General features: G+C 44.4%; 15 protein-coding genes and 2 pseudogenes. 1 reads left to right on the plus strand and 16 read right to left on the minus strand.

The annotated features are described in order from the left end of the window. The 12 genes and pseudogenes from ACVBIL_RS13455 to ACVBIL_RS13510 form a co-directional block, all read right to left on the minus strand. Window positions 1–711 carry a 4Fe-4S dicluster domain-containing protein gene (locus ACVBIL_RS13455; RefSeq protein WP_447167480.1) on the minus strand — a complete coding sequence of 237 codons (711 nt, stop codon included), beginning with the start codon at window positions 709–711 and terminating at the stop codon, window positions 1–3. Window positions 712–773: 62 nt separating this feature from the next. Then, window positions 774–1487 carry a tetratricopeptide repeat protein gene (locus ACVBIL_RS13460; protein WP_447167481.1) on the minus strand — a complete coding sequence of 238 codons (714 nt, stop codon included), beginning with the start codon at window positions 1485–1487 and terminating at the stop codon, window positions 774–776. A gap of 72 nt (window positions 1488–1559) precedes the next feature. Beyond that, the gene (locus ACVBIL_RS13465) at window positions 1560–2345 is read right to left on the minus strand and encodes an FKBP-type peptidyl-prolyl cis-trans isomerase (RefSeq protein ID WP_447167482.1); all 786 of its coding nucleotides are present in this window, start codon (window positions 2343–2345) and stop codon (window positions 1560–1562) included. A 60-nt stretch (window positions 2346–2405) separates the two neighbouring features. After that, complete coding sequence (locus ACVBIL_RS13470; RefSeq protein WP_447167483.1) at window positions 2406–2834, minus strand: rhodanese-like domain-containing protein; 429 nt, start codon at window positions 2832–2834, stop codon at window positions 2406–2408. Window positions 2835–2907: 73 nt separating this feature from the next. Next, window positions 2908–4938 (minus strand): multiheme c-type cytochrome, encoded by a 2031-nt coding sequence (locus tag ACVBIL_RS13475; protein WP_447167484.1) that lies wholly within the window; start codon window positions 4936–4938, stop codon window positions 2908–2910. A 731-nt stretch (window positions 4939–5669) separates the two neighbouring features. Further along, the gene (locus ACVBIL_RS13480; protein ID WP_447167485.1) at window positions 5670–8513 is read right to left on the minus strand and encodes a hypothetical protein; all 2844 of its coding nucleotides are present in this window, start codon (window positions 8511–8513) and stop codon (window positions 5670–5672) included. A gap of 234 nt (window positions 8514–8747) precedes the next feature. After that, window positions 8748–8924 (minus strand): hypothetical protein, encoded by a 177-nt coding sequence (locus ACVBIL_RS13485; RefSeq protein ID WP_447167486.1) that lies wholly within the window; start codon window positions 8922–8924, stop codon window positions 8748–8750. A 207-nt stretch (window positions 8925–9131) separates the two neighbouring features. Continuing rightward, a pseudogene (locus tag ACVBIL_RS13490) lies at window positions 9132–9257 on the minus strand (IS4 family transposase); the annotation flags it as partial. A gap of 62 nt (window positions 9258–9319) precedes the next feature. After that, the gene (locus ACVBIL_RS13495; protein WP_447167487.1) at window positions 9320–10750 is read right to left on the minus strand and encodes a leucine-rich repeat domain-containing protein; all 1431 of its coding nucleotides are present in this window, start codon (window positions 10748–10750) and stop codon (window positions 9320–9322) included. A gap of 345 nt (window positions 10751–11095) precedes the next feature. Continuing rightward, window positions 11096–12073 carry a transposase gene (locus ACVBIL_RS13500; protein ID WP_447167488.1) on the minus strand — a complete coding sequence of 326 codons (978 nt, stop codon included), beginning with the start codon at window positions 12071–12073 and terminating at the stop codon, window positions 11096–11098. An 86-nt stretch (window positions 12074–12159) separates the two neighbouring features. After that, window positions 12160–12405: pseudogene (locus ACVBIL_RS13505) on the minus strand (transposase); the annotation flags it as partial. 543 nt (window positions 12406–12948) lie between these two features. Continuing rightward, window positions 12949–13782: a DUF2971 domain-containing protein gene (locus ACVBIL_RS13510; protein ID WP_447167489.1), complete on the minus strand. Its 834-nt coding sequence runs from the start codon at window positions 13780–13782 to the stop codon at window positions 12949–12951. Window positions 13783–14071: 289 nt separating this feature from the next. Here ACVBIL_RS13510 and ACVBIL_RS13515 point away from each other — a divergent pair, with 289 nt between their 5' ends. Beyond that, window positions 14072–14347 carry a hypothetical protein gene (locus ACVBIL_RS13515; protein WP_447167490.1) on the plus strand — a complete coding sequence of 92 codons (276 nt, stop codon included), beginning with the start codon at window positions 14072–14074 and terminating at the stop codon, window positions 14345–14347. Between the two features lie 64 nt (window positions 14348–14411). Here the strand turns inward: ACVBIL_RS13515 and ACVBIL_RS13520 are convergent, their stop codons facing one another. From ACVBIL_RS13520 to nosD, 4 genes are all read right to left on the minus strand, one after another. After that, window positions 14412–15695 carry a winged helix-turn-helix domain-containing protein gene (locus tag ACVBIL_RS13520; RefSeq protein ID WP_447167491.1) on the minus strand — a complete coding sequence of 428 codons (1284 nt, stop codon included), beginning with the start codon at window positions 15693–15695 and terminating at the stop codon, window positions 14412–14414. A 225-nt stretch (window positions 15696–15920) separates the two neighbouring features. After that, entirely contained in the window at window positions 15921–16766 is an 846-nt protein-coding gene (locus ACVBIL_RS13525) for an ABC transporter permease (protein WP_447167492.1), read from the minus strand. 1 nt (window position 16767) lies between these two features. Then, on the minus strand, window positions 16768–17733 hold the full coding sequence (locus ACVBIL_RS13530) for an ABC transporter ATP-binding protein (RefSeq protein WP_447167493.1): 966 nt from the start codon (window positions 17731–17733) through the stop codon (window positions 16768–16770). Next, window positions 17733–19112: a nitrous oxide reductase family maturation protein NosD gene (gene nosD, locus ACVBIL_RS13535; protein ID WP_447167510.1), complete on the minus strand. Its 1380-nt coding sequence runs from the start codon at window positions 19110–19112 to the stop codon at window positions 17733–17735. Before nosD ends, ACVBIL_RS13530 begins: the two co-directional genes overlap by 1 nt. Window positions 19113–19131 lie beyond the last annotated feature (19 nt).

Consider the following 19131-nt stretch of genomic DNA (forward strand, 5'->3'; position numbering starts at 1 on the left):
CTATACTCCCAGCTTAACAATAGGTATGTAACGTAAGCTTGGCTCAGTACCAAACCCAGGCTTAATACGCACAGAGTCTTTCACTCGTAATAACTTACTGATATAGGATGTCGGATCGTTAATATCACCAAAAATCAGTGCGTCATAACGGCATTTCTGCACGCAAGCAGGTAGCTCGCCAATGGCAAGTTTACTGTTTAAGCAGAAATCACAGTTGTCGGCGACATCAGTTTCTTTATTAATAAAACGTGCATCGTATGGGCAAGCCGCAATACAGTACTTACAACCCGCACATTTAGCCGCGTCCATGGTCACAATGCCGGTCTTCTCATCTCGGTGCGCCGCGCCTGTTGGGCAAACGGTGACACAAGGAGCATTTTGACACTGCTGACACGACACGCGGACGAACTTACGTTCACAACCACATTCAGTGGTCTTACCGCAGTGCGGACAAGCTTGGCCTTCTAAGCCGCCAGAGTGCTGTTCCATCAACAATCTAGACTTACCTTCGGGTAGATTGTTGGCTAGATTACAGGCCTCTTTACACTCGCCGCAGCCAGTACATTTGTTTTGATCAAACACCATTGCGTAATGGGGCTTGCTTGCATCTGACTCACCCTCTTCGACAGAACTGCACCCTAAGGGCGCTATTATCAAAGAGCTGGCTCCTAAGCACTTAAGGAACCTCCGTCTCTCTATATTTTCACTCACAGCATCCTCCAGCTATCAGCTATTTTGCTGATATATTTATACTTATTAGGTTTTACGTGACTCTACTCAGATGCAGCCACTGAACGATTAGCTATTTTTTGCTCGGCTCTATAAATTGCATTATTAATTGAGGCTCGGTTAATGCTCTGGTTGTCACTTTCGAGTAACGTCAGCCATTGCTCAATGGCTTGTTCAAACTCACCATTTAGGTAAGCATGGGTCGCAAGTAACAACCGAGATTGCGGCTCAAATTCGTCGAGCGCGATGGCCCTGGCGATAACCAAATCAATGTCTAAACTCATTTCACGCTTGTCGCGGTAATACATGGCATTGGCTTTCATTCCCAAAATGCCGGCATCATCACCCGTGAGTTTCAGTAGCTCATCGAAGGTTTGTACTGACTCGCTATACAGGCCGCCATTCACATAGGATTGAGCCAAATTTAATAATGCAATTTGATTGCTAGGTTGCTCATTGACTTTCTTTGCGTTTTTATTGATTTCTGCGGTGATCAGATAATCAATATTTGCGTCTACCGCTCCTTTATTCCAATCTTTGAAATGGCCTAATTGTGAGTACATAAGTAAAGTCACGCTGATAAGTACAACAACCATCCCAGTCGCAACCTTAAAATCCCCCTCTTTATTGCTACTATCATCATTAAAAGAGTTAGCTACCGGCGTTACACCATGCTTTTGACAAGAGTGATGATGACGCCAAATTAAGGTGATAACTGCGCATAAGGTGACAGTAATGCCGATAGCTAAACTATTCATAGTGACTCTCTACAAACCAAACTAACTAAAACAATAAACTTAAAACCTTGGCAATAACGCCATCAACTAAAACTAGTGACCGCCGCCCATCATGCCGCCCATGCCCATACCACTAAGACCCATGCCGTGTGCGTTATCGCCGGGTGCTTCAACTTTTACCAGCTCCACTTCAAACACTAACGTTGAGCTTGGTGGGATAATGCCAACTTGCTTGTCGCCATAAGCAAGTGCTGCAGGGATAGCAAACTTATACGTCGACCCTTCATTCATTAACGGGATCCCTTCTTGCCAGCCATCAATCACGCTCATTAGTGCAAAACGATTAGGCTCATTACGCTTGTGTGAATCATCAAATTCAGTGCCATCGATTAAGAAACCCTTGTAGTGCACTGTGACGACATCTTGTGGAGCAGGCTTACGCCCTTCGCCTTCTGAGATCACTTCATATTGCAAACCTGATGCAGTCTCTTTTACACCGTCTCTATTTTTGTTTTCAGCCAGGTATTTATTACCTGCCGTGATATTAGCTAACGTAATTTTTGCTTCAGCCGCTTCACGGGCAGTATTGAGGATCTCGGCACGCTGATTAAGGAACGTCAGGATTTCTTCATCTGAAAACTGTGGATTATTTTTAAGTGCATCAACAACGCCTTCGATCACAAGATCGACATCCACTTCAGCACCCAGCTCAGTTTGGCTATAAATTTGGCCTGAAATGTACTTACCTAATGATGCACCAATGCTGTAAGACTCTTTTTGAACATCAGATGTCAGCTCGGTATTAGCCATTGAATTTGCAGACATAAACAGGGTCAAACCTGTCACAACAGCTAGGGTAGTTTTTGTGAATTTTTTCATAATAATCATCTCTTTAAATAAACTAGTTGCGTTTAACTTCTGTTACCCAACATCCTGCTGTTATGGCTTCTCTGTGACTCTATTTGAAAGTCGCCATCCATAAATTCCATCTGGCATCTGTAAAACATTGCTGTAGCCCATCTTCATCGCCTCATGTGCCGCTATCTCGCTGGCATTACAAAGGCGGTTGGCGCAGTAAAACACCATCACTGCATCTTTCTTAGCAGGCAGTAACTTTTTCCAATCTTTAACGTTGAAGTAAATAGCACCTGGAATGAACCCTTCAGCCCAAAGTTCAAGCGTATTCACATCGAAAAAGTAAACACCTTCCTTACCGATTAAGGTCTCAGCTTCCATCATGCTGATGGTGTTGAGCTGGTGTTCGTAACGATGAGCAGGTGCCATCGAAGAACCACCACCAGCGAAACAGCTTGCTGAACTTGCAATTAACGTGAGGCTTACCAGAATTTGACCCAGTGCTTTTTTCATAATCTTTCTCTTTAATTGCCTCGGCAATTATTGCGCTGCAATGCATGCCGAGGCGGTTAACGAGTTAGGCGGCTTATTTAGCTGCGTAACCTGTTCCATCTAAGATGTTTTGCGCTTGTGTAACATAAGTAAGTGCAGCATCTAGACGCTTCTGGCTATAACGGAAGCCATGAACACCCCAAGAACCATCTTTCTTGATTAGAGAAACAGTCTCTTGTGCTTTTTCAGCGAGCATTAGCACTTGAGTCTTATCTTCAGTAGACAGCTTAGTGACTTCTAATAACTGGTCGATGCGTACAAGAGCTTGTTCAACTTTTGCGAACACCTCTTTAACTGGTGTTTGCATCTTCTGCACTTCACCATAAATCTCTAACTGGTCTTCGTAATGTAGGCCTTTTTCAAGTTCAGACTGGAACTGGCTGTGACAACCTTTGTTCTCTACCACGTCGTGGTCAGAGATTGAGGTACGAGCACAAGACCACATTAAGTCTAAATAGTTACGACCTTCTTCGTTCTTAGCCACAGTCCAACCTTTACCCGCTTTAGGACCTTGAGTACGTGGCTCACCTTCTGGTGGGTTAAGTGTCTTCAGTGTTGGATCAACCTGGATCTTCCACATATGAGACTTACGTACTGCGTCGAAACCAGCTTGGTCAGGGAACTGCAGTGCCTTGAAGTTTTCACAGCTACCCATGTTAGGCATGTGACAGCTTTGACAAGTTTGCTTATTGTGAGTATCTGAATTTTCAGCAATCAATGTTTGCGCTTCGTGACAATCTTTACAGTCTTTCTTCAGCTTCGGAGTAGTGAAACCAGACTGCCAATCACCATCAGTCACTTCGTGTGGATCGTGACAAGTCGTACAGCGCATGCCCTTCTCGTAGTGCACAGAGTTATACATCTGTGAACCTTCTGTACCACATGATGGACAGAGTGACTTCATCTTCACACCGAAAGCGTATTCACGCTTTTCTTGTGCTTGAGGCGTGTCAGCAAGTGTTGGGTCGTACTGGAAGCGTTGGTGACAACGTTCACAGTTAGACTGCATGCCGCCAGTACCGCCATCTAAGTGACCGCCCGCGCCATGACACTCTTCACAAGCGATACCACGAGAAATCGTGTGCTCTTGAAGCTTCTTAGGATCGCCTAATGCATCGAAGAACTCTTGCTTGTTTTGAAAGTCAAACTTAAACGTATGGCACACTTCACAGTAAGAACTCGCAGGTTGGAACAACATCTCTTTTTCGTACTTAGCACCATATGAACTCATACCTTGCTGGTGCGAACCTGAACCACCGAAGCCCGCTAGGGTTGTTGGGAACTCAGGAATAACATCGTTAATTTTCTTAGACATTTCAGGCGTTAGCCATTCAGCCCAACCACGAGAGAACTGGTTAGCACCCGCTACCATTTTACCGGTACCGTCACGTAATAAACCGTCTCTGATGTGGTAAGTACCACGTACAAGCCACGCATCGATGAAACCGTATTTGGTACGCGGTGTACCCACAGTTGCATAGATCATGTCAGGGGTAATACCGTCAGGTAAGATTGAGGTATCTTTAGTGTTGTACATGGTTTTTTCAATATCGTTATCCACTTCTGGGTGTTCACCCGGGAAACGAATTGTTTTAGCATGACGCGAACGCTGCCACTTCTCATATTGAGTCGCATGACATTCAGCACACTTTTCAGGGCCAACGAAGTTGTTTGGATAATCTAGAATTGATTTAGCACCTAGACGGTACTGAACTGCGCGAGGTGCGCCAACACGTTCACTATAATCTGGGCTTTTACCCGTATCTAAATACTCTTCACCACGGTCACTGATATGGTAATCACCAATTAAGTTACCGGCTTGCTGATATTTAAAAACTGGGTGGTTTTCGAACAAATAATCAAATAACTCTTCTTCTTGAACAATATAGTCTTGCAGCGTTTTTACGCCGTTGACTTGTTGCATACCGTTGTATTCAGCTATTGCCCCTTTAGCGGTTTTACCCATTTGGGGAATACTGTCATATTTTCCAGCAGCGTTCGCATTGGCAATGGCACCAAAACAAAACAGCATGCTTAATGCTACCTTGTGTTTCCACCGTCTCATCATTCACTCCTACTTATATTATTTTATTTTTTTCACTGTTTTTGCAGGCTTGTTTAAGCCTACTTTTTTAAAAACTAACCGTTCACCGATTGAGCTAAACAACTGAGCGATGTCTATTTTCCATATAAAAAACAGTAAAAACCTGCGCTACAGCACACTAGAAAAAGCATTAGAAGCAATTAGATGTAAAAACAACATTTACATTAAAAAACAATAAGATAAATACAGACGGAGAGATGTTTTTAGATATAAAAATAACAAGTTTACGTTTTTCAAATCGCAAAAAAGTTACAACGGAGCGGTTAAAAACCAAGCAAGCGTTAATAGCTAAATCTCGCTAGCTCAGGCGGTATAAGAGTTGGCGCAGTTACAATCATAAAGAGGTAGCCCCATCTCGGTGTGCTGCGCAAAATAGTAAATAGATATCAGTCTAAACACTCAGTCGAGCGCTAAAGGCTTTAAAACATGTTTTAAAGCGCTATTTTGAGAAGTGAGCGGTGTGGATTATTAGCATCTGAATAATGCTTAGAACCATTATGAAGAGGTGTGGTTAGACTGTGATTGATGAAACATGCTCAGCGAGCTGATTATAGATTTGCAGCGGGGTATTCAACAATTAACAGTTAAAGAGTGGCCAATCAGTTATTAAGTAAAAATGCTCATGTTAAAAAGAGCCCCTTACAAGAAAGGGGGATGGGTGGCAGCAACACAGCCACCCAGTTCTATTGCTGCTAAATTCGGTTACCAAACAGCTTATTAGCCAACTGCTTCACAGCGCTAGAGCAATCCTGTAAAAAACTCTGAGTGGTAGCGTCGGTCAGTGATTCAGCGCCTTGTAACATCTCAAGCAACTGCACACGTTCATCAGCTGTTAGCCAGTCTTGCATATCAGGCAGACGATTTTCAGCGGCTAACATGCGCACAAACGCCTGCTGCTCATAACCCTCATGCACGGCAAAGTACACCAGTGATGTTTCTGGCACGCCAGCCCTGTCGAGCCAATTTAGTACCCAGCTTTGTTTCGCTACATCGAGCGAACTGCCCATGTCGCAGTCTGCGTGTCGCTCATTGCCTACTTCACAATGACTCCAGCGCTCCGCCATTTCAATCTCACCAGATTGGATTCGACTAGCAACATAAGCTTCCTCTACAGAGCTGCGCCCCAACCAATGCAGGCCACGCTTACCTAATTGTGCTAAAAACAGCGCTAGGCGCTGCGCCATCTCGGTCGGCAGCAACCAGACAAAATCAGCCGGCCCCACTTTACTGCTGTGCATTGGGTATGGATTCCAGCCCTGCAGTTTTGGCATTTTAAGCGCCTGTGGGCTCAAGGCCTCTAGCCCTTCACCACTGGCAAGATAAGCCATGACTTTGTCATACACTGTGTGCGCTGTGGCGTCGTCAAAATCTTCTTTTAAGGTGTTAAGCAAGGCGGTCTCAAACATCGGCATTATCGGCAGCACAGTATTTGGATTCACCGCCCTAAGATGCTGGTAAAATGCCAAGGCTTGATCTTCACGGCAGTACTCAAGCTGTTGCAATAACACCTCAAATTGCTGCAGTTGCTGGCGTCCTATCATAGAGGTATCTGCACTATCTAACTGCGCATATTGAGCCACTTTTTCCGCGTAGCGACGGGCAAATCTAGGGTTCGCTGGACGGTAATCAGCGACTCGCTGATCCGTCATCAGAGTAAAAGCTTCTTGCATGGCGTCTGACACGCCCTGTTGCTGCAATAAATCGAATAAAGCGGTCTCGGCATCTTGATCATCCATCGCCGCGTAAAGCGAATAATCGGCCTTAAACTTAACGATGCGATTTATCACACGTTGAGGTGCAATCGACAGCCAGAGTTGCCAATGCCTTTTAGCTAACAGCACAATCTGACTCGACGGCTCTAGCTGGCTAGACCCTTCACTCGGGTTTAGATTGCTCGCGCTTTGTAATAACAGCATAGTGAGCATCCCACGCTGCCCACCATCATGGGTAAACAAGGTCCAATAAGCCGCCTGCTTAGCACTGATTTCAGGCCCTGACTTTCCCCCGTCTTTAGCCATGCCTGCGCGCACAATCTCGATCATTTGTGCGTCAAGACTCTCTGTACTGTCAGCTCCAGAGTCAACTCCAGAATCAGCTCCAGAATCTGCTTCAAACTCAGCACAGCAAAGCCACTGATGCAGTGCCTCGCTAGCCTCTTCTGGTACTTCGCAATATTTAAGAACAAAGTCAGTGAGTAGCTTACTTAAGTGCTGCTCAAACCATAGAACAATCGCATCACGCTCGGCAAAACTGGGATCATGATGTAACCGCTGCGCTAAATAAGCACTAGTTCCCAGATGTATCGGCATATAAGGCAAGGCTTCGATGATCTCTTGACCGCCACGATAGCCAAGCTCATCACTGAGACGATCAAGACGATTTTGGCTGATTAAGTCTGTTCTTGGGTTCAAGCAGGTAAAGAATCTACGCCCAGTTGCTTCATCCCACTGGATTGCTTCAACTTCTGGTTCTGCTGCAGTATCAATCTCTTGCTCAGCTTCAGCAGGCTGCATCCAAGCTTGATAAGCGTTATCAACGCCATTGCGCTGCGCTTCGGCTATAGCAAAAAACTCCGATTCGCTGCGAGTTTCAGTAAGGCTTGCCGCTAGCGCGATAATTTCATCTTCGACTTTAGCGCCACCAATCCGCTGCTGCTTAACCCTGTCTTGCCACTCTTCTTGCTGCTCTTCCAGCTCCCAGCGCGAGCATCCCACAGACCAAGCGCCCATGCTGTCGTAATACTCAAACAACATCTGTGTTAGCGAGTTCGTTGCGTCCGCAAGCACCAAAATAGGACTGCTCTGCAGCCGAGCTAGCAGCTCACTTTTAAAATAGCTGTAATCGTCAGGGTGAGACTGCAGGTGCGCTAATAAATCTGACTGCGCCGCGTCATAACCCTCTTCAAAAGAATCGCTTTCAAAAGAGTCGCTTTCATAGAAGTAACGGCGCACATCTGCCCCATCACACCAGACATAAGCCTTGATCAAATCGCGAGACCAGCCATGCTTGCCGACTAACCCACTGAGCAAGTACAGCGGCGCAGTCATGGTTTGCGTATCCCAGTAAGGCACTAGGAAGCGCCCTAACATCCAGCTATAACTAACCTCGGTTGCAATCAGCATATACAGGGCTTCGATACCCAATGCGTTGTAGTCATCAATCCAAAGATCATTAGAATCATTGCGGCTTCGAGAAAACTCAACCAAAGCTGTAACCGTTTCAGCCACCGCAGGCATTAACTCAGGGAAGTTCAGTGCAGCGCCAAACAAAACTGGCTCGGTGATATAACTCAGCTTCTCGTCAAAGCGGCAAGTATTAATGGCCTGCTCAACCAAAGCACGGTTATCGCCAGCATCGTCCAAGCTCAGAGTACTGCCATCAGACTTAACAAACTGCACATTGAGCAACAGGTTCATGGTTAAGCGAAACGCCGAACCGTCTGCTAGACGCTGACGATACTCGGCTAATGCATTGGTAATACTCTCGGGAGAATTAGGATCGACAACGATAGCAACATACTTATCAAACTGGGCCATACAACATCCTTGGCGATTGAATAGAACTATAAAACAAATAGATAGATAGATGGAGAGAAGAGTACTCCGTAGCACAGGGGAATGCGAATCAAAGTGGTGGGATATGGGGAGGTGTCACAGATCAGGTTTCGCCTTGACGTTAGGCTAGGTCTAACGAACTTTGTTTTAAGCAATCAAGCTGCGCTTGAGCTTATAAACAATCAAACTCCGTTTGACTCTAAAGTTAGACTTCGTCTAACAACTAAAGTCGTGAGCTTCCAGCTCACACTCGGCCAAGAGGGGATCAACAGCAATCCCCTCTTGGCCATTTCTTTCATAAAGAGCCCCTGCCGCCCCGACGAAGTTACATGCATTGGATACCGGCCTCATACTCCAATAAAAATCGCCTAACGGCTCAGATGGGACATCCATGTCCCCCCGAGCCTGAACCATCATCCATGATGGTTCTACGGCATTTTTATCTGCGTACTTCGGCAACTTCGATGGGGAATTAGGTGTTTTCTGTAAGTTTTGAGCATTGAAAGAGTCCAAAGTAAAAACCTTACTTAGCCCCGATTTTTTGAGAAACAAACACCGGCTCTGAATAGTTTACTCTGACCCTGAGGGATCCCCAGGAATTTAATAGCATGCTTGTGGATCCCGAACTAAGCCTTGCAGTGTCTTAATGGCCGTTCGCCAATGCGACTTCAGCAGCCTCAACTTCCTGTCTTTATATGCTCTCAAGCCTATAAACTGGTTTGAGAGTGCCATTAACATGGCTGTCTTTGGTTGCAGTCTTTGGTTGCACCTCTATGATTGGGGCGTGGTTATCTCCTTATTATTGCAACATTCCAATCAAACACCCTGCTTCCGATAGAAGTAACGGAATTAGGAAGGGTTGCGCTCACCAGGGTATTGTTACCAAACGCATCATCTCCGATATGCGTAACGGAATTGGGAATGGTGACACTCCTCAGGCTATTGTTTGCAAACGCTGCAACTCCTATAGAGCTAACCGAACTTGGAATGCTAACGCTCGTCAAAGCATTATTAATAAATGTCTCATCTTCGATAACGGTAACGGAATCGGGAATGGCAATGCTCGTCAGGGCATTGTTAGCAAACGCGGTATATCCTATAGAGGTCACTGAACTGGGAATGCTAATACTCGTCAAAGCATTCTTATAAAACGCTGCATATCCTATAGAGGTCACGGAACCAGGAATAGTGATGCTCGTAAGTGCATTGTAAAAAAATGCTTTGTTTCCTATAGAGGTAACGGAATCGGGGATAATTACGCTCGTTAGGGCATTGTGAGAAAACGCCGCATATCCTATCGCCGTAACGGAGCCCGGAATGGTGACGCTCGTCAGTGCATTGCCACTAAACGCGCCACTTGCTATAGAGGTAACGGAAGCAGAAATAGTGACGCTCGTCAGGGCATTGTGACTAAACGCACGCTTCCCTATAAAGGTAACGGAATTAGGAATGGTTACACTCGTTAGGGCATTGCTAGCAAACGCATCATCTCCGATAGAGTTAACGGAATTAGGGATGGTGACGCTCACTAGGGCATTGCCACTAAACGCATCATCTCCGATAGAGTTAACAGAATCAGGAATAGTGACGCTCCTCAGGGCATTATTAGCAAACGCATCATCTGCAATAGAGTTAACGGAACTTGGAATAGTGATGCTTGTCAGGGCATTGTTACTAAACGCCTCTTTTCCTATATGGGTAACTGAGTTAGGGATGTAAGCACTTGCAAGCTCATTATTTTTAAATGCCCTAAATCCTATATATGTAACGGAATTAGGGATGGTGACGCTAGCCAAGGCATTATTAATAAACGCCCAATCTCCAATATGCGTAACAGAATGAGGAATAGTGACGCTAGCCAAGGCATTTTTAGCAAACGCCCAATTTCCGATATGTGTAACAGAATCAGGAATAGTGACGCTTATTAAAGCGTTCTCAGCAAAGGCCTCTTCCCCTATATGCGCAACCGAATCAGGGATCGATATATTGGTCAGGGCATTTTTAGCAAACGCTCTATCTTCGATAAAGGTTACTGGTACACCATTAAAATCACTTGGAACAATAATATCTTTATAATCAGCGGTGTAACGAACTATTGTGTTTTTATCAAATATTACATCATTCAATGTAAGGATATGCGATTGGGTTAATCTAGTGGTATCGCTACTACATGCAAATATGGAAAACATTACTAAAAAAGTAATTAAATATTTGGTCATACTTTCCTACAATAAATCAGCCTACAGCTGATACTTTAAGAGCTAAAAATCCGCGGAATCCCTATAGATGCAGGGTAATATCACGAATGTTCGGTGTTTGCTCAACATGATTGTGATTCAAACCATAGCTTTAAGCAAAGCCACCCATTAATAATCAACAATATAACCGTTATAACGAAATCTTTCTCAAACTATAAACATGAGGTGTAGCATTATTTGATGGCAGGCAAATAATTTAGTGATTAACTGGATAAAACTGAGGGGTTTAGAGTAAATAAGCTAAAAAACGAGCGTAAAAATCCAACCGAACTAGAACGGTATAACGAGTAATTTGTTTAGAAATTCTTAGCCGACTTGTAGATGGTGACAGCTATTAGCGAAGTGCCGTCGTCGCTTATCTAAATGTTCGCAATAATGAGTTAGCTCCTGCAACGAGCCAACAGGGCCATGAAACAGCTTGCCAAACTCGGTGGTGACTTTTATCCAGTTATCGCAGGGGATATTCAGCCTATTGAGTATCTTTTCAGTGCTAGGAGAAATGGCCCCTCGTTTATCATCACGAATCATTCGACCTGTTTCATCAACAAGTGTTAGATAATCTTGAAGAGAGAAGTTGATACCTTTGGTTTGGTGTTGTCTCTCGTTACCGATAAACGGCAGTAACTTAGCAGGCTGCTTACCTTTTAGAGCCGCATTAACTCTTAATTGTAAGCTGGTGTAGTCCGACTTTTCAGGTGTTTTGACCATCTTAGCTCTAATAGGATTAAGCTCTACATAAGCCATACAGGCGAGCACTGCAGCTTCATCCAGTAATGCTTGGCTCTTGAATCGCCCCTCCCAGAAATGACCTGTACAGTTGTCTTCATAATTAGCTTGCCTAGCGATAGGCTCATTGAGGCAACGCATAAACCAACTAATATCACAAAGTCGTGAACGGTACGTCGCAATAAGACGCTTTAGCGTTGTGACCATACACTCTTCAATCACATCACCTTTAGCAAACTTTTTAGTTAAACCCGTCCCATTAAACAACTTATGCCACTGTTCGACCACCTCTCTATCTGACCAGTTGTTTACCGTTTCTAGGTCGATATAGAGCACCACATGCAGATGATTACTCATCACTGCATAAGCTGCTACATCAATTGCAAATACCTCTGTTAACTTGAGTATTTGCGCTTCAACCCAACCTCGTCGATGGTCATAATTCTTGCCTGTGTACTTATCATCACCACACAAGAAAGCCCGTCGAACCACCCGACTGCAGCAATGATAATAAGGCGTGTCTTCAAGACTAATTAGCGTACTTCTAGCGCGGGGCATAACAACCTCCTACTTCAGCAATAACTAAAGCTTAGTAAGAGGCAACAAAACATGCCATTAACGATGGGTGTCTTTGATGGGGCTTCCGTTTCTAGGTCGATATAGAGCACCACATGCAGATGATTACTCATCACTGCATAAGCTGCTACATCAATTGCAAATACCTCTGTTAACTTGAGTATTTGCGCTTCAACCCAACCTCGTCGATGGTCATAATTCTTGCCTGTGTACTTATCATCACCACACAAGAAAGCCCGTCGAACCACCCGACTGCAGCAATGATAATAAGGCGTGTCTTCAAGACTAATTAGCGTACTTCTAGCGCGGGGCATAACAACCTCCTACTTCAGCAATAACTAAAGCTTAGTAAGAGGCAACAAAACATGCCATTAACGATGGGTGTCTATGATGGGGCTCCATTGCCAAGATGCGGCCTATCGGCCGAAGAAAGTCGTGAGCTTCCAGCTCACACTCGGCCAAGAGGGGATCAACAGCAATCCCCTCTTGGCCATTTCTTTCATAAAGAGTCCTAGCCGCCCCGACGAAGTTACATGCATTAGATACAGGCCTCATACTTATGGATAAATCGCTAACGCTTCCGATGGGGCATCTGATGTGAATGGATTCACAAATGCCGTGATGGCACGGATGCCATAGAACGGCCTGCCCCGCGAAAGCTACGCCTACATCCCTGTCGGCATCACGCGACTCTGGTTTACAAAGAGTTTCCAACGTACTTCGGCAACTTCGATGGGGAATTAGGTGTTTTTTGTAAGTTTTGAGCGTTGAATGAGTCCAAAGTAAAAACCTTACTTAGCCCCGATTTTTTGAGAAGCAAACACCGGCTCTGAATAGTTTACTCTGACCCAACTTTTCTAGCTTGAAAGTAGTCTTGCACTCAAATTCCAACCGCTATAATCGGGTTCGCAGGCATATAGCTCAAAATTTTGTGCCTTGAAATATTCCAATTGCTCATCAAACCATTGCTTATCTTTGCCTTCATTAGTGCGACACGCATTACGATAAAAATTTGTACCTAGATAGACCTCTTTGATAGCATGACTTGGAATTTTAAAACAGAATAATGGCTGACCTAATGCGCTGTTCCTGATCTTATTCCAGGTACTACCTACGGAATTACTTAAAATTTCATCGTACTCACTATGATATGAGAATTTGAAGTTTGAAAGTGATTTAATGACTCTGACTTCCTCTTCGTAGCCCCACTCTAAAGATTTATATAAAAAAGCCTGTTTTAAATAATTCTTAATCTCGGAGGTGAAACTCAAGTCATCCTTTTTGATCTCATTAAGTTTTTCGATTGACGGAATACCATTTAGATCTTTATTTTTTGTTGCCACATAAGTAATTTCCCCCAATTGGGCTGGGATAACAAATTCGTCAGTAGAAATTAAGCCAGCTGACTCTATATCGATACCTATTACAATTCCTTTATGTGAATCACCATAATGTGACCACATGAGTGGATTCAGAGGATTTCTAGTAAGAGATAAAAGTGCATATCTCCGAGAGAAATTACTTTTAAACACTCTTGTAGCTGATTGCGGCTTTACGTCACCTAATGAAGAGAAACCAAAGTTTGTTCCTTCAAATGGATCATTTAAATCTTCTAAGCACGTAAAACCAATGGATTCACCTTTAATGATCTTTGTTGCGGAACTAAAAGAAACATATTTATATAAAATCATCGATTACCTCCTCCCTGCGATATTCAAGCTAACGTCTTATTAAAATGCAGCAGCGATAACCTTGTTATCGCTGCTGCATTTTCAACAATTATCTGTGCAGCTTGATAATGTTCTAAGCCAAAATATAACCTATTGTTTTAAAAGATAACAACAAAACGTGCTGGACATTATCCATGCAGCATAATGTGCTTTTAGAGCCACTAATTTGATGATGAGCTTGATGTAATACTGAACTCACAGAAAACACCACTCCCCATCGAAGTTGCCGAAATACGCAGATGAAAATGCCATGGAGCCATCATGGATGATGGTTCAGGCTCGGCGGGACATGGATGTCCCATCTGAGCCGTTAGGCGATTTTTATTGGAGTATGAGGCCCGTATCTAATGCATGTAACTTCGTCGGGGCGGCTCGGGAGATGCAAGAGGGGGAAGCTGTTGTCCCCCTTTTGCCCGAGTGTGAGCTGGAAGCTCACGACTTTGGTCAGGCGCAGCCTGATGCCCCTAATGTGGAGCGAAGCGCCACGACCTTTATCAAGCGCAGCTTGATTGCTAGTAACTGTTAGACGCAGTCTAACTTATAAGTCAGGCGCAGCCTGATGCCTCACCAAACTTGACCTCGATATCAAGTTAGATATCGAACCTCTCATAATGGTACCAAGCCGTAACCTGCCCAAACAGCGGGATAATCCAAACCGCCGTTTTGTGATCCTGATGAATTCGAATGTAATACAGCTCTTTATCCTTAATATCGCGTTTTCTCAAATCGCGATAAAAACGCACCGCCGAGTCATTGAGCTTATCTGGACCCACTAAGTCTTTCTGCTCAACTTTTACCTGAAAGATATCGGCCTCAAGGCCATCAATCATGCCCGAGTATTGGGTAAACTGACCACGCACCTTGTATTTAATCGGCGTGGTTAAACAGTCTTGGTCGGTAATACAGGTCGATGAGTGGAATTCCCCCGTATCAGCTGAATCATAGATCAGTGACATATTAATATCGGCGCGAATAAGTAACTCATCTTTCACCGGAAAATACACATCGGCTTGATAGTTATGCTCAAGCAGCGCACCACTGGTATCGGTGCTTTCTGGTAGCATCACGCGGTTGTAACGGATGCGCTGCTCCATGGCACTCGATAGGTCAACAAACTCTTGTAGATTAAGCTTTGCAGGCTCTGAATCCACTGACGTTAAGTTAATTAAGCCTTTACCAGCGCACTGTTCTTTATCATTACCCGGACATAATGCGATAGAGTAATTGTCACCATCCGTTGCAGCAAAGGCATTAAAATCTTCATGGCAAGTTAAGAAGTTAGTATCGGGTTCTAGATGTTTCTCCCACATGAACGGGTGCAAATGCGGGGCATCGTCTTTATAAAGCAGTTGAGCACTGCCTTTTAAGCCACCTACTTTTAGCTCAAATTGACTATCGCTATTCCAGCGAGATAAATTCTGCTTAACCTTATGGTAATCGCTAAAATACCAAGCGAGCACAATAAGCAGCAAGATAATAACGACGCCGGAAACTTTGACTAAAAGAGAGACGTCAAAAAATGCAGCGCGCATCGACTCTGCGTCATTGACCGCCAACATTTTCACATGGGATTGGGTCGAGATATGCAGCTGATATCCGCGCCGAGCAATGGTTTTTAACTGAACTTCACGATAACCATCAAGCTTTTTACGCAAAGTACTAATGCATTGAGTTAAAGAAGTCACGGCCACTACACGATCGGGCCAGCCGGCGCTAAGTAACTCTTCTTTTGAGCAAACAGGGTTTGAAGACAGTAAAAGACGGTGTAGTACAGCTGACTCAGAAAAGGTCAAACTGACATTGGTCCCACTCACATGGTCTACTAACTGGTTAGCTTCGGTATCTAACTCCAAATAAGGAGTGATTTTCAACACAATTAACCTCTACTACTTATATACGTAATTGATTTTTACAAATTTATCATCGTTACAAATTCTACAACTAAGTAATTAAGCAGAATGTGATTATTGGCTCAAAACAGTCTAGGTAAGTGGGGTAATTATCGCTAGTGTTCACAAATTTAGAACTTAATAATATTACCTCTTTAGTAATACACGTTTTCCCCCTCCGCTTGCCATTTTCCCTAGAGCTTAAAACGCCTAAAGTGGCTTACGCTTAAATATTTGATGAGAAATAGCCGTCAGCGATAAAATCCACAGCAGCATTAATCCATACATTCCCGGCAAGCCCCAATCTGTAGTCGCTATCATGGCTAAACTGCCGCTGGCACTGCCTCCATCAATCGCAACTAAGTTAATTGCGCGATAAAGGTCAGTGGGACTCATGGCGATCAAGGCGTTGATGACATACTGATTGGCGAAAGAGAAATCCGATACCAATATCGTTAATAGCAACAGGTCGTAGATAAGCACAAACAAAAACCAGATAAGCAGTAAACCGCCAATCGCCTTGGCTTTCTCGGTGCTTTTAAGGCTGACGATATAACTGATTAAAATAAAGGTTAGCGCGAGCAGATTACTACTAATCAAAAACTGTACAAAAGCACTAATGAGCTGGCCTTTATTGTAATGCTCGCCTAGCAGCATGAGTAGTATTGCGGTTAAACCAAAGGCGGTGCCAGTGGCAACAAACATGACCGTCACATGACCGAGTAACTTACCAAATAAAATTTGCATCCGCGTTAACGGATAGGATAGCAGCAATAGCAAGGTGCCAGATTCTTCCTCACCCACGAAGCTGTCGTAACACAGTAAAATTGCCGCTAAGGGAATGATAAAGACTGAGATGGTCGCGAGACTACTCATTAGGCTATCAAGCTCGGGCAAATATAGGCTGCCCGTCACTGCACTACCGGCGAAGCTGACGCTTAAGGAAAGCAGTAGAAATATACTGCCCATAAAGGTTAACCACCGATTGCGTGAACTATCGCAGATCTCTTTATAGGCAATAATCAAAATCGGGGATTTAAGTCTATTCATCTGCATTTTATGACTGCCCTACTGGGGAGCCTAAGGCCTGCCCCATTAAATCGTGGTAGATATCTTCCAGCCGTGGCTCTTTGATTTCAAAATCAAATATTTGGCATTGAGAGACTAAGTGTTTAACGATGTCAGCTTTACTATCAGCTTGAAACTGCAGCACGCCATCTTGATAAAATTGCTGTAGAAAGGCATTGGACTTAACTCTTTCGCTGAGCTCTGTAAACTTGATGCTGGTTTTTAATGTACTGCCGCGGCTCAGCTCACTACAGGTGCCTAATGCGACCCGCTTACCTTTGGCCATAATCAAAGCCCGATCCAGATGAGACTCCACCAGAGATAGCTCGTGGGTCGAGATCACCACGGCGCAGCCTGCCTGTTTAAGTTGATGAATCTTGCCATAGAGGAACTGCGATGCCTGTGGATCGAGTCCGACGGTTGGCTCATCAAGCAGTAAAATCTTCGGCTCTGATAAAATAGCCTGCGCCACACCAAGACGTTGCTTCATGCCTTTTGAGTAGGTCTTTAGTTGTCGATGCTGGGCATATTCGAGCCCAAATTCCTCAATGAGCGAGTCGATACGTGTTTTACCGCTCCCCTTTAACGCCGCAAAATAACTGAGTACCTCAAGACCTGTGAGCTTGTCGTAGAAGCTAACATCTTCAGGAAGATAGCCAAGATTGATCTTGTGCTTACCTTTGCTTGACGCTGCGCATTGCCCCATGACTTTAGCAATGCCCGAGGTCGGCGCAATCAGGCCCAATATAATCTTAATTATGCTCGATTTACCCGCCCCATTATGGCCAAGCAATGCCATCGTCTGCCCGGCATGCACCTCAAAACTAACCTTATCTAGTGCGGTAAAATCATTATATTTGAGGCTAACATCGATTAACTTTATCGGCAGTTCAGACATCTGATTCTCAATGTTGCAGCCATCTTTAAATCTGTCATTTGGCGTAGCAATACTCATTACATCGATACCTTATTGAAGTGGTACTCATCGCCTAGGCTTTGCGTTGAGGAACTTTGCGCTGGGAAGCTAAGTAAGGGGAAACTGTCGACAATGCCAGTCGCGGTGCCAACGTCAAATTGCTCTTGCACCCAACGCAGCACTGCAACAACAGGACTATTCATTAAAAACCGTGCCTCTGGATAGAGCCAAAAAAGCTTATCTAGACTGTCATTTGGACGGTATGACTTGTCTCCTATACCGTCATGGTTAGCATCCCAGCCCATATAGCCGCTCCAGTAATTTCCTTTGCCCTGATGGCTCCATTCTAAAAGCGAGTCACCTACATATTTCACTTGAATTTGGTTATTAACAAACTGATTGCCGTAAACCTGGTTGCCCTCACCGCCCATGGCCATATAGATGCCAATGTCACTGGTTGAAAAAAGGTTATGAGTGACTTGGTTATCACGAGCGCCGTAGATAAAAATACCCTTGCCCTCGTTGCCTAGCTCGGCGGTTCCTTGAGGATTATGGGCGAGTGAAATACGGTTGTTACTGATGTTGCAGTGCTTACTTATGTTAAGCAGTACACCAAAGTCTAGGGTGTTAGAAGATTGATTATTATGCAGACTTACGAATTCGGAGCTCATAATGGCGTAACCACCATCGACGTTGTCAGCCGCGTTACCATAGGCTTCATCGTGCTTGGTATACATGTAGTGAATACCATACTGCGCAGAGTGGAAGCGATTATCGAACACTAAGCTATTGGTGCTAGTTTCGAGATACACACCGTCTCTCACATTGGCGATCTCATTATTATGCACCACTGATGCATCAAACCCTTTAAGATAGACACCATCGCCTCGGTCGAGTTTATATAGCTCAGGGTTACCAGTAATAACATTGTGAGCCACGGTGATATGGCTGGCGTTTTCTGAATAGACACCAAAGCCATCACCACTGAGCCGGTTTGACTCAATGCGTACATGGTTGGCGTTATCTTGCAATAAAATACCAGAGTCGCGCTCATAAAGATCGCCGCCCCAATGTTGAATTTGCACGCTTGAAATAGTGACATTTGAGCTAAAAATTGTGATCGCGCTGCCACGCCCCTCAGCATCAATAATCGCGCCCTTCTCACCAGTTAAGGTGATTGGCTGATGGACTGCAAACCGGCCAAGATAAGTGCCCGCTTTAAGTAAAACCGTGTCGCCCGCAGCGACACTTTCTAGCTGCTGAGTAAGCATCTCTGCATTGGCCACCACATACGTGGCTGCGAAACTCGCAGGGCTGAACACAAAACACAGACAAGCTACCTTGACTGTAACCTGTAATCGATTTAATACCTGGCTCAACTTTTTGCTGCAGCTGACATTTTTCATAGATAATTTCAACAAAAGGTAAGCACTCACT

This window comes from Shewanella sp. 125m-7, from assembly GCF_052977045.1.

What these genes read in the sequence shown, in the direction of transcription:
- ACVBIL_RS13465 (WP_447167482.1), bottom strand. Translation starts at nt 2,345, where the DNA reads ATGAAAAAATTCACAAAAACTACCCTAGCTGTTGTGACAGGTTTGACC.
- ACVBIL_RS13525 (WP_447167492.1), bottom strand. Translation starts at nt 16,766, where the DNA reads ATGCAGATGAATAGACTTAAATCCCCGATTTTGATTATTGCCTATAAA.
- ACVBIL_RS13475 (WP_447167484.1), bottom strand. Translation starts at nt 4,938, where the DNA reads ATGAGACGGTGGAAACACAAGGTAGCATTAAGCATGCTGTTTTGTTTT.
- ACVBIL_RS13515 (WP_447167490.1), top strand. Translation starts at nt 14,072, where the DNA reads ATGGAGCCATCATGGATGATGGTTCAGGCTCGGCGGGACATGGATGTC.
- ACVBIL_RS13470 (WP_447167483.1), bottom strand. Translation starts at nt 2,834, where the DNA reads ATGAAAAAAGCACTGGGTCAAATTCTGGTAAGCCTCACGTTAATTGCA.
- ACVBIL_RS13495 (WP_447167487.1), bottom strand. Translation starts at nt 10,750, where the DNA reads ATGACCAAATATTTAATTACTTTTTTAGTAATGTTTTCCATATTTGCA.
- ACVBIL_RS13485 (WP_447167486.1), bottom strand. Translation starts at nt 8,924, where the DNA reads ATGGATGTCCCATCTGAGCCGTTAGGCGATTTTTATTGGAGTATGAGG.
- ACVBIL_RS13530 (WP_447167493.1), bottom strand. Translation starts at nt 17,733, where the DNA reads ATGAGTATTGCTACGCCAAATGACAGATTTAAAGATGGCTGCAACATT.
- ACVBIL_RS13500 (WP_447167488.1), bottom strand. Translation starts at nt 12,073, where the DNA reads ATGCCCCGCGCTAGAAGTACGCTAATTAGTCTTGAAGACACGCCTTAT.
- ACVBIL_RS13460 (WP_447167481.1), bottom strand. Translation starts at nt 1,487, where the DNA reads ATGAATAGTTTAGCTATCGGCATTACTGTCACCTTATGCGCAGTTATC.
- ACVBIL_RS13480 (WP_447167485.1), bottom strand. Translation starts at nt 8,513, where the DNA reads ATGGCCCAGTTTGATAAGTATGTTGCTATCGTTGTCGATCCTAATTCT.
- ACVBIL_RS13510 (WP_447167489.1), bottom strand. Translation starts at nt 13,782, where the DNA reads ATGATTTTATATAAATATGTTTCTTTTAGTTCCGCAACAAAGATCATT.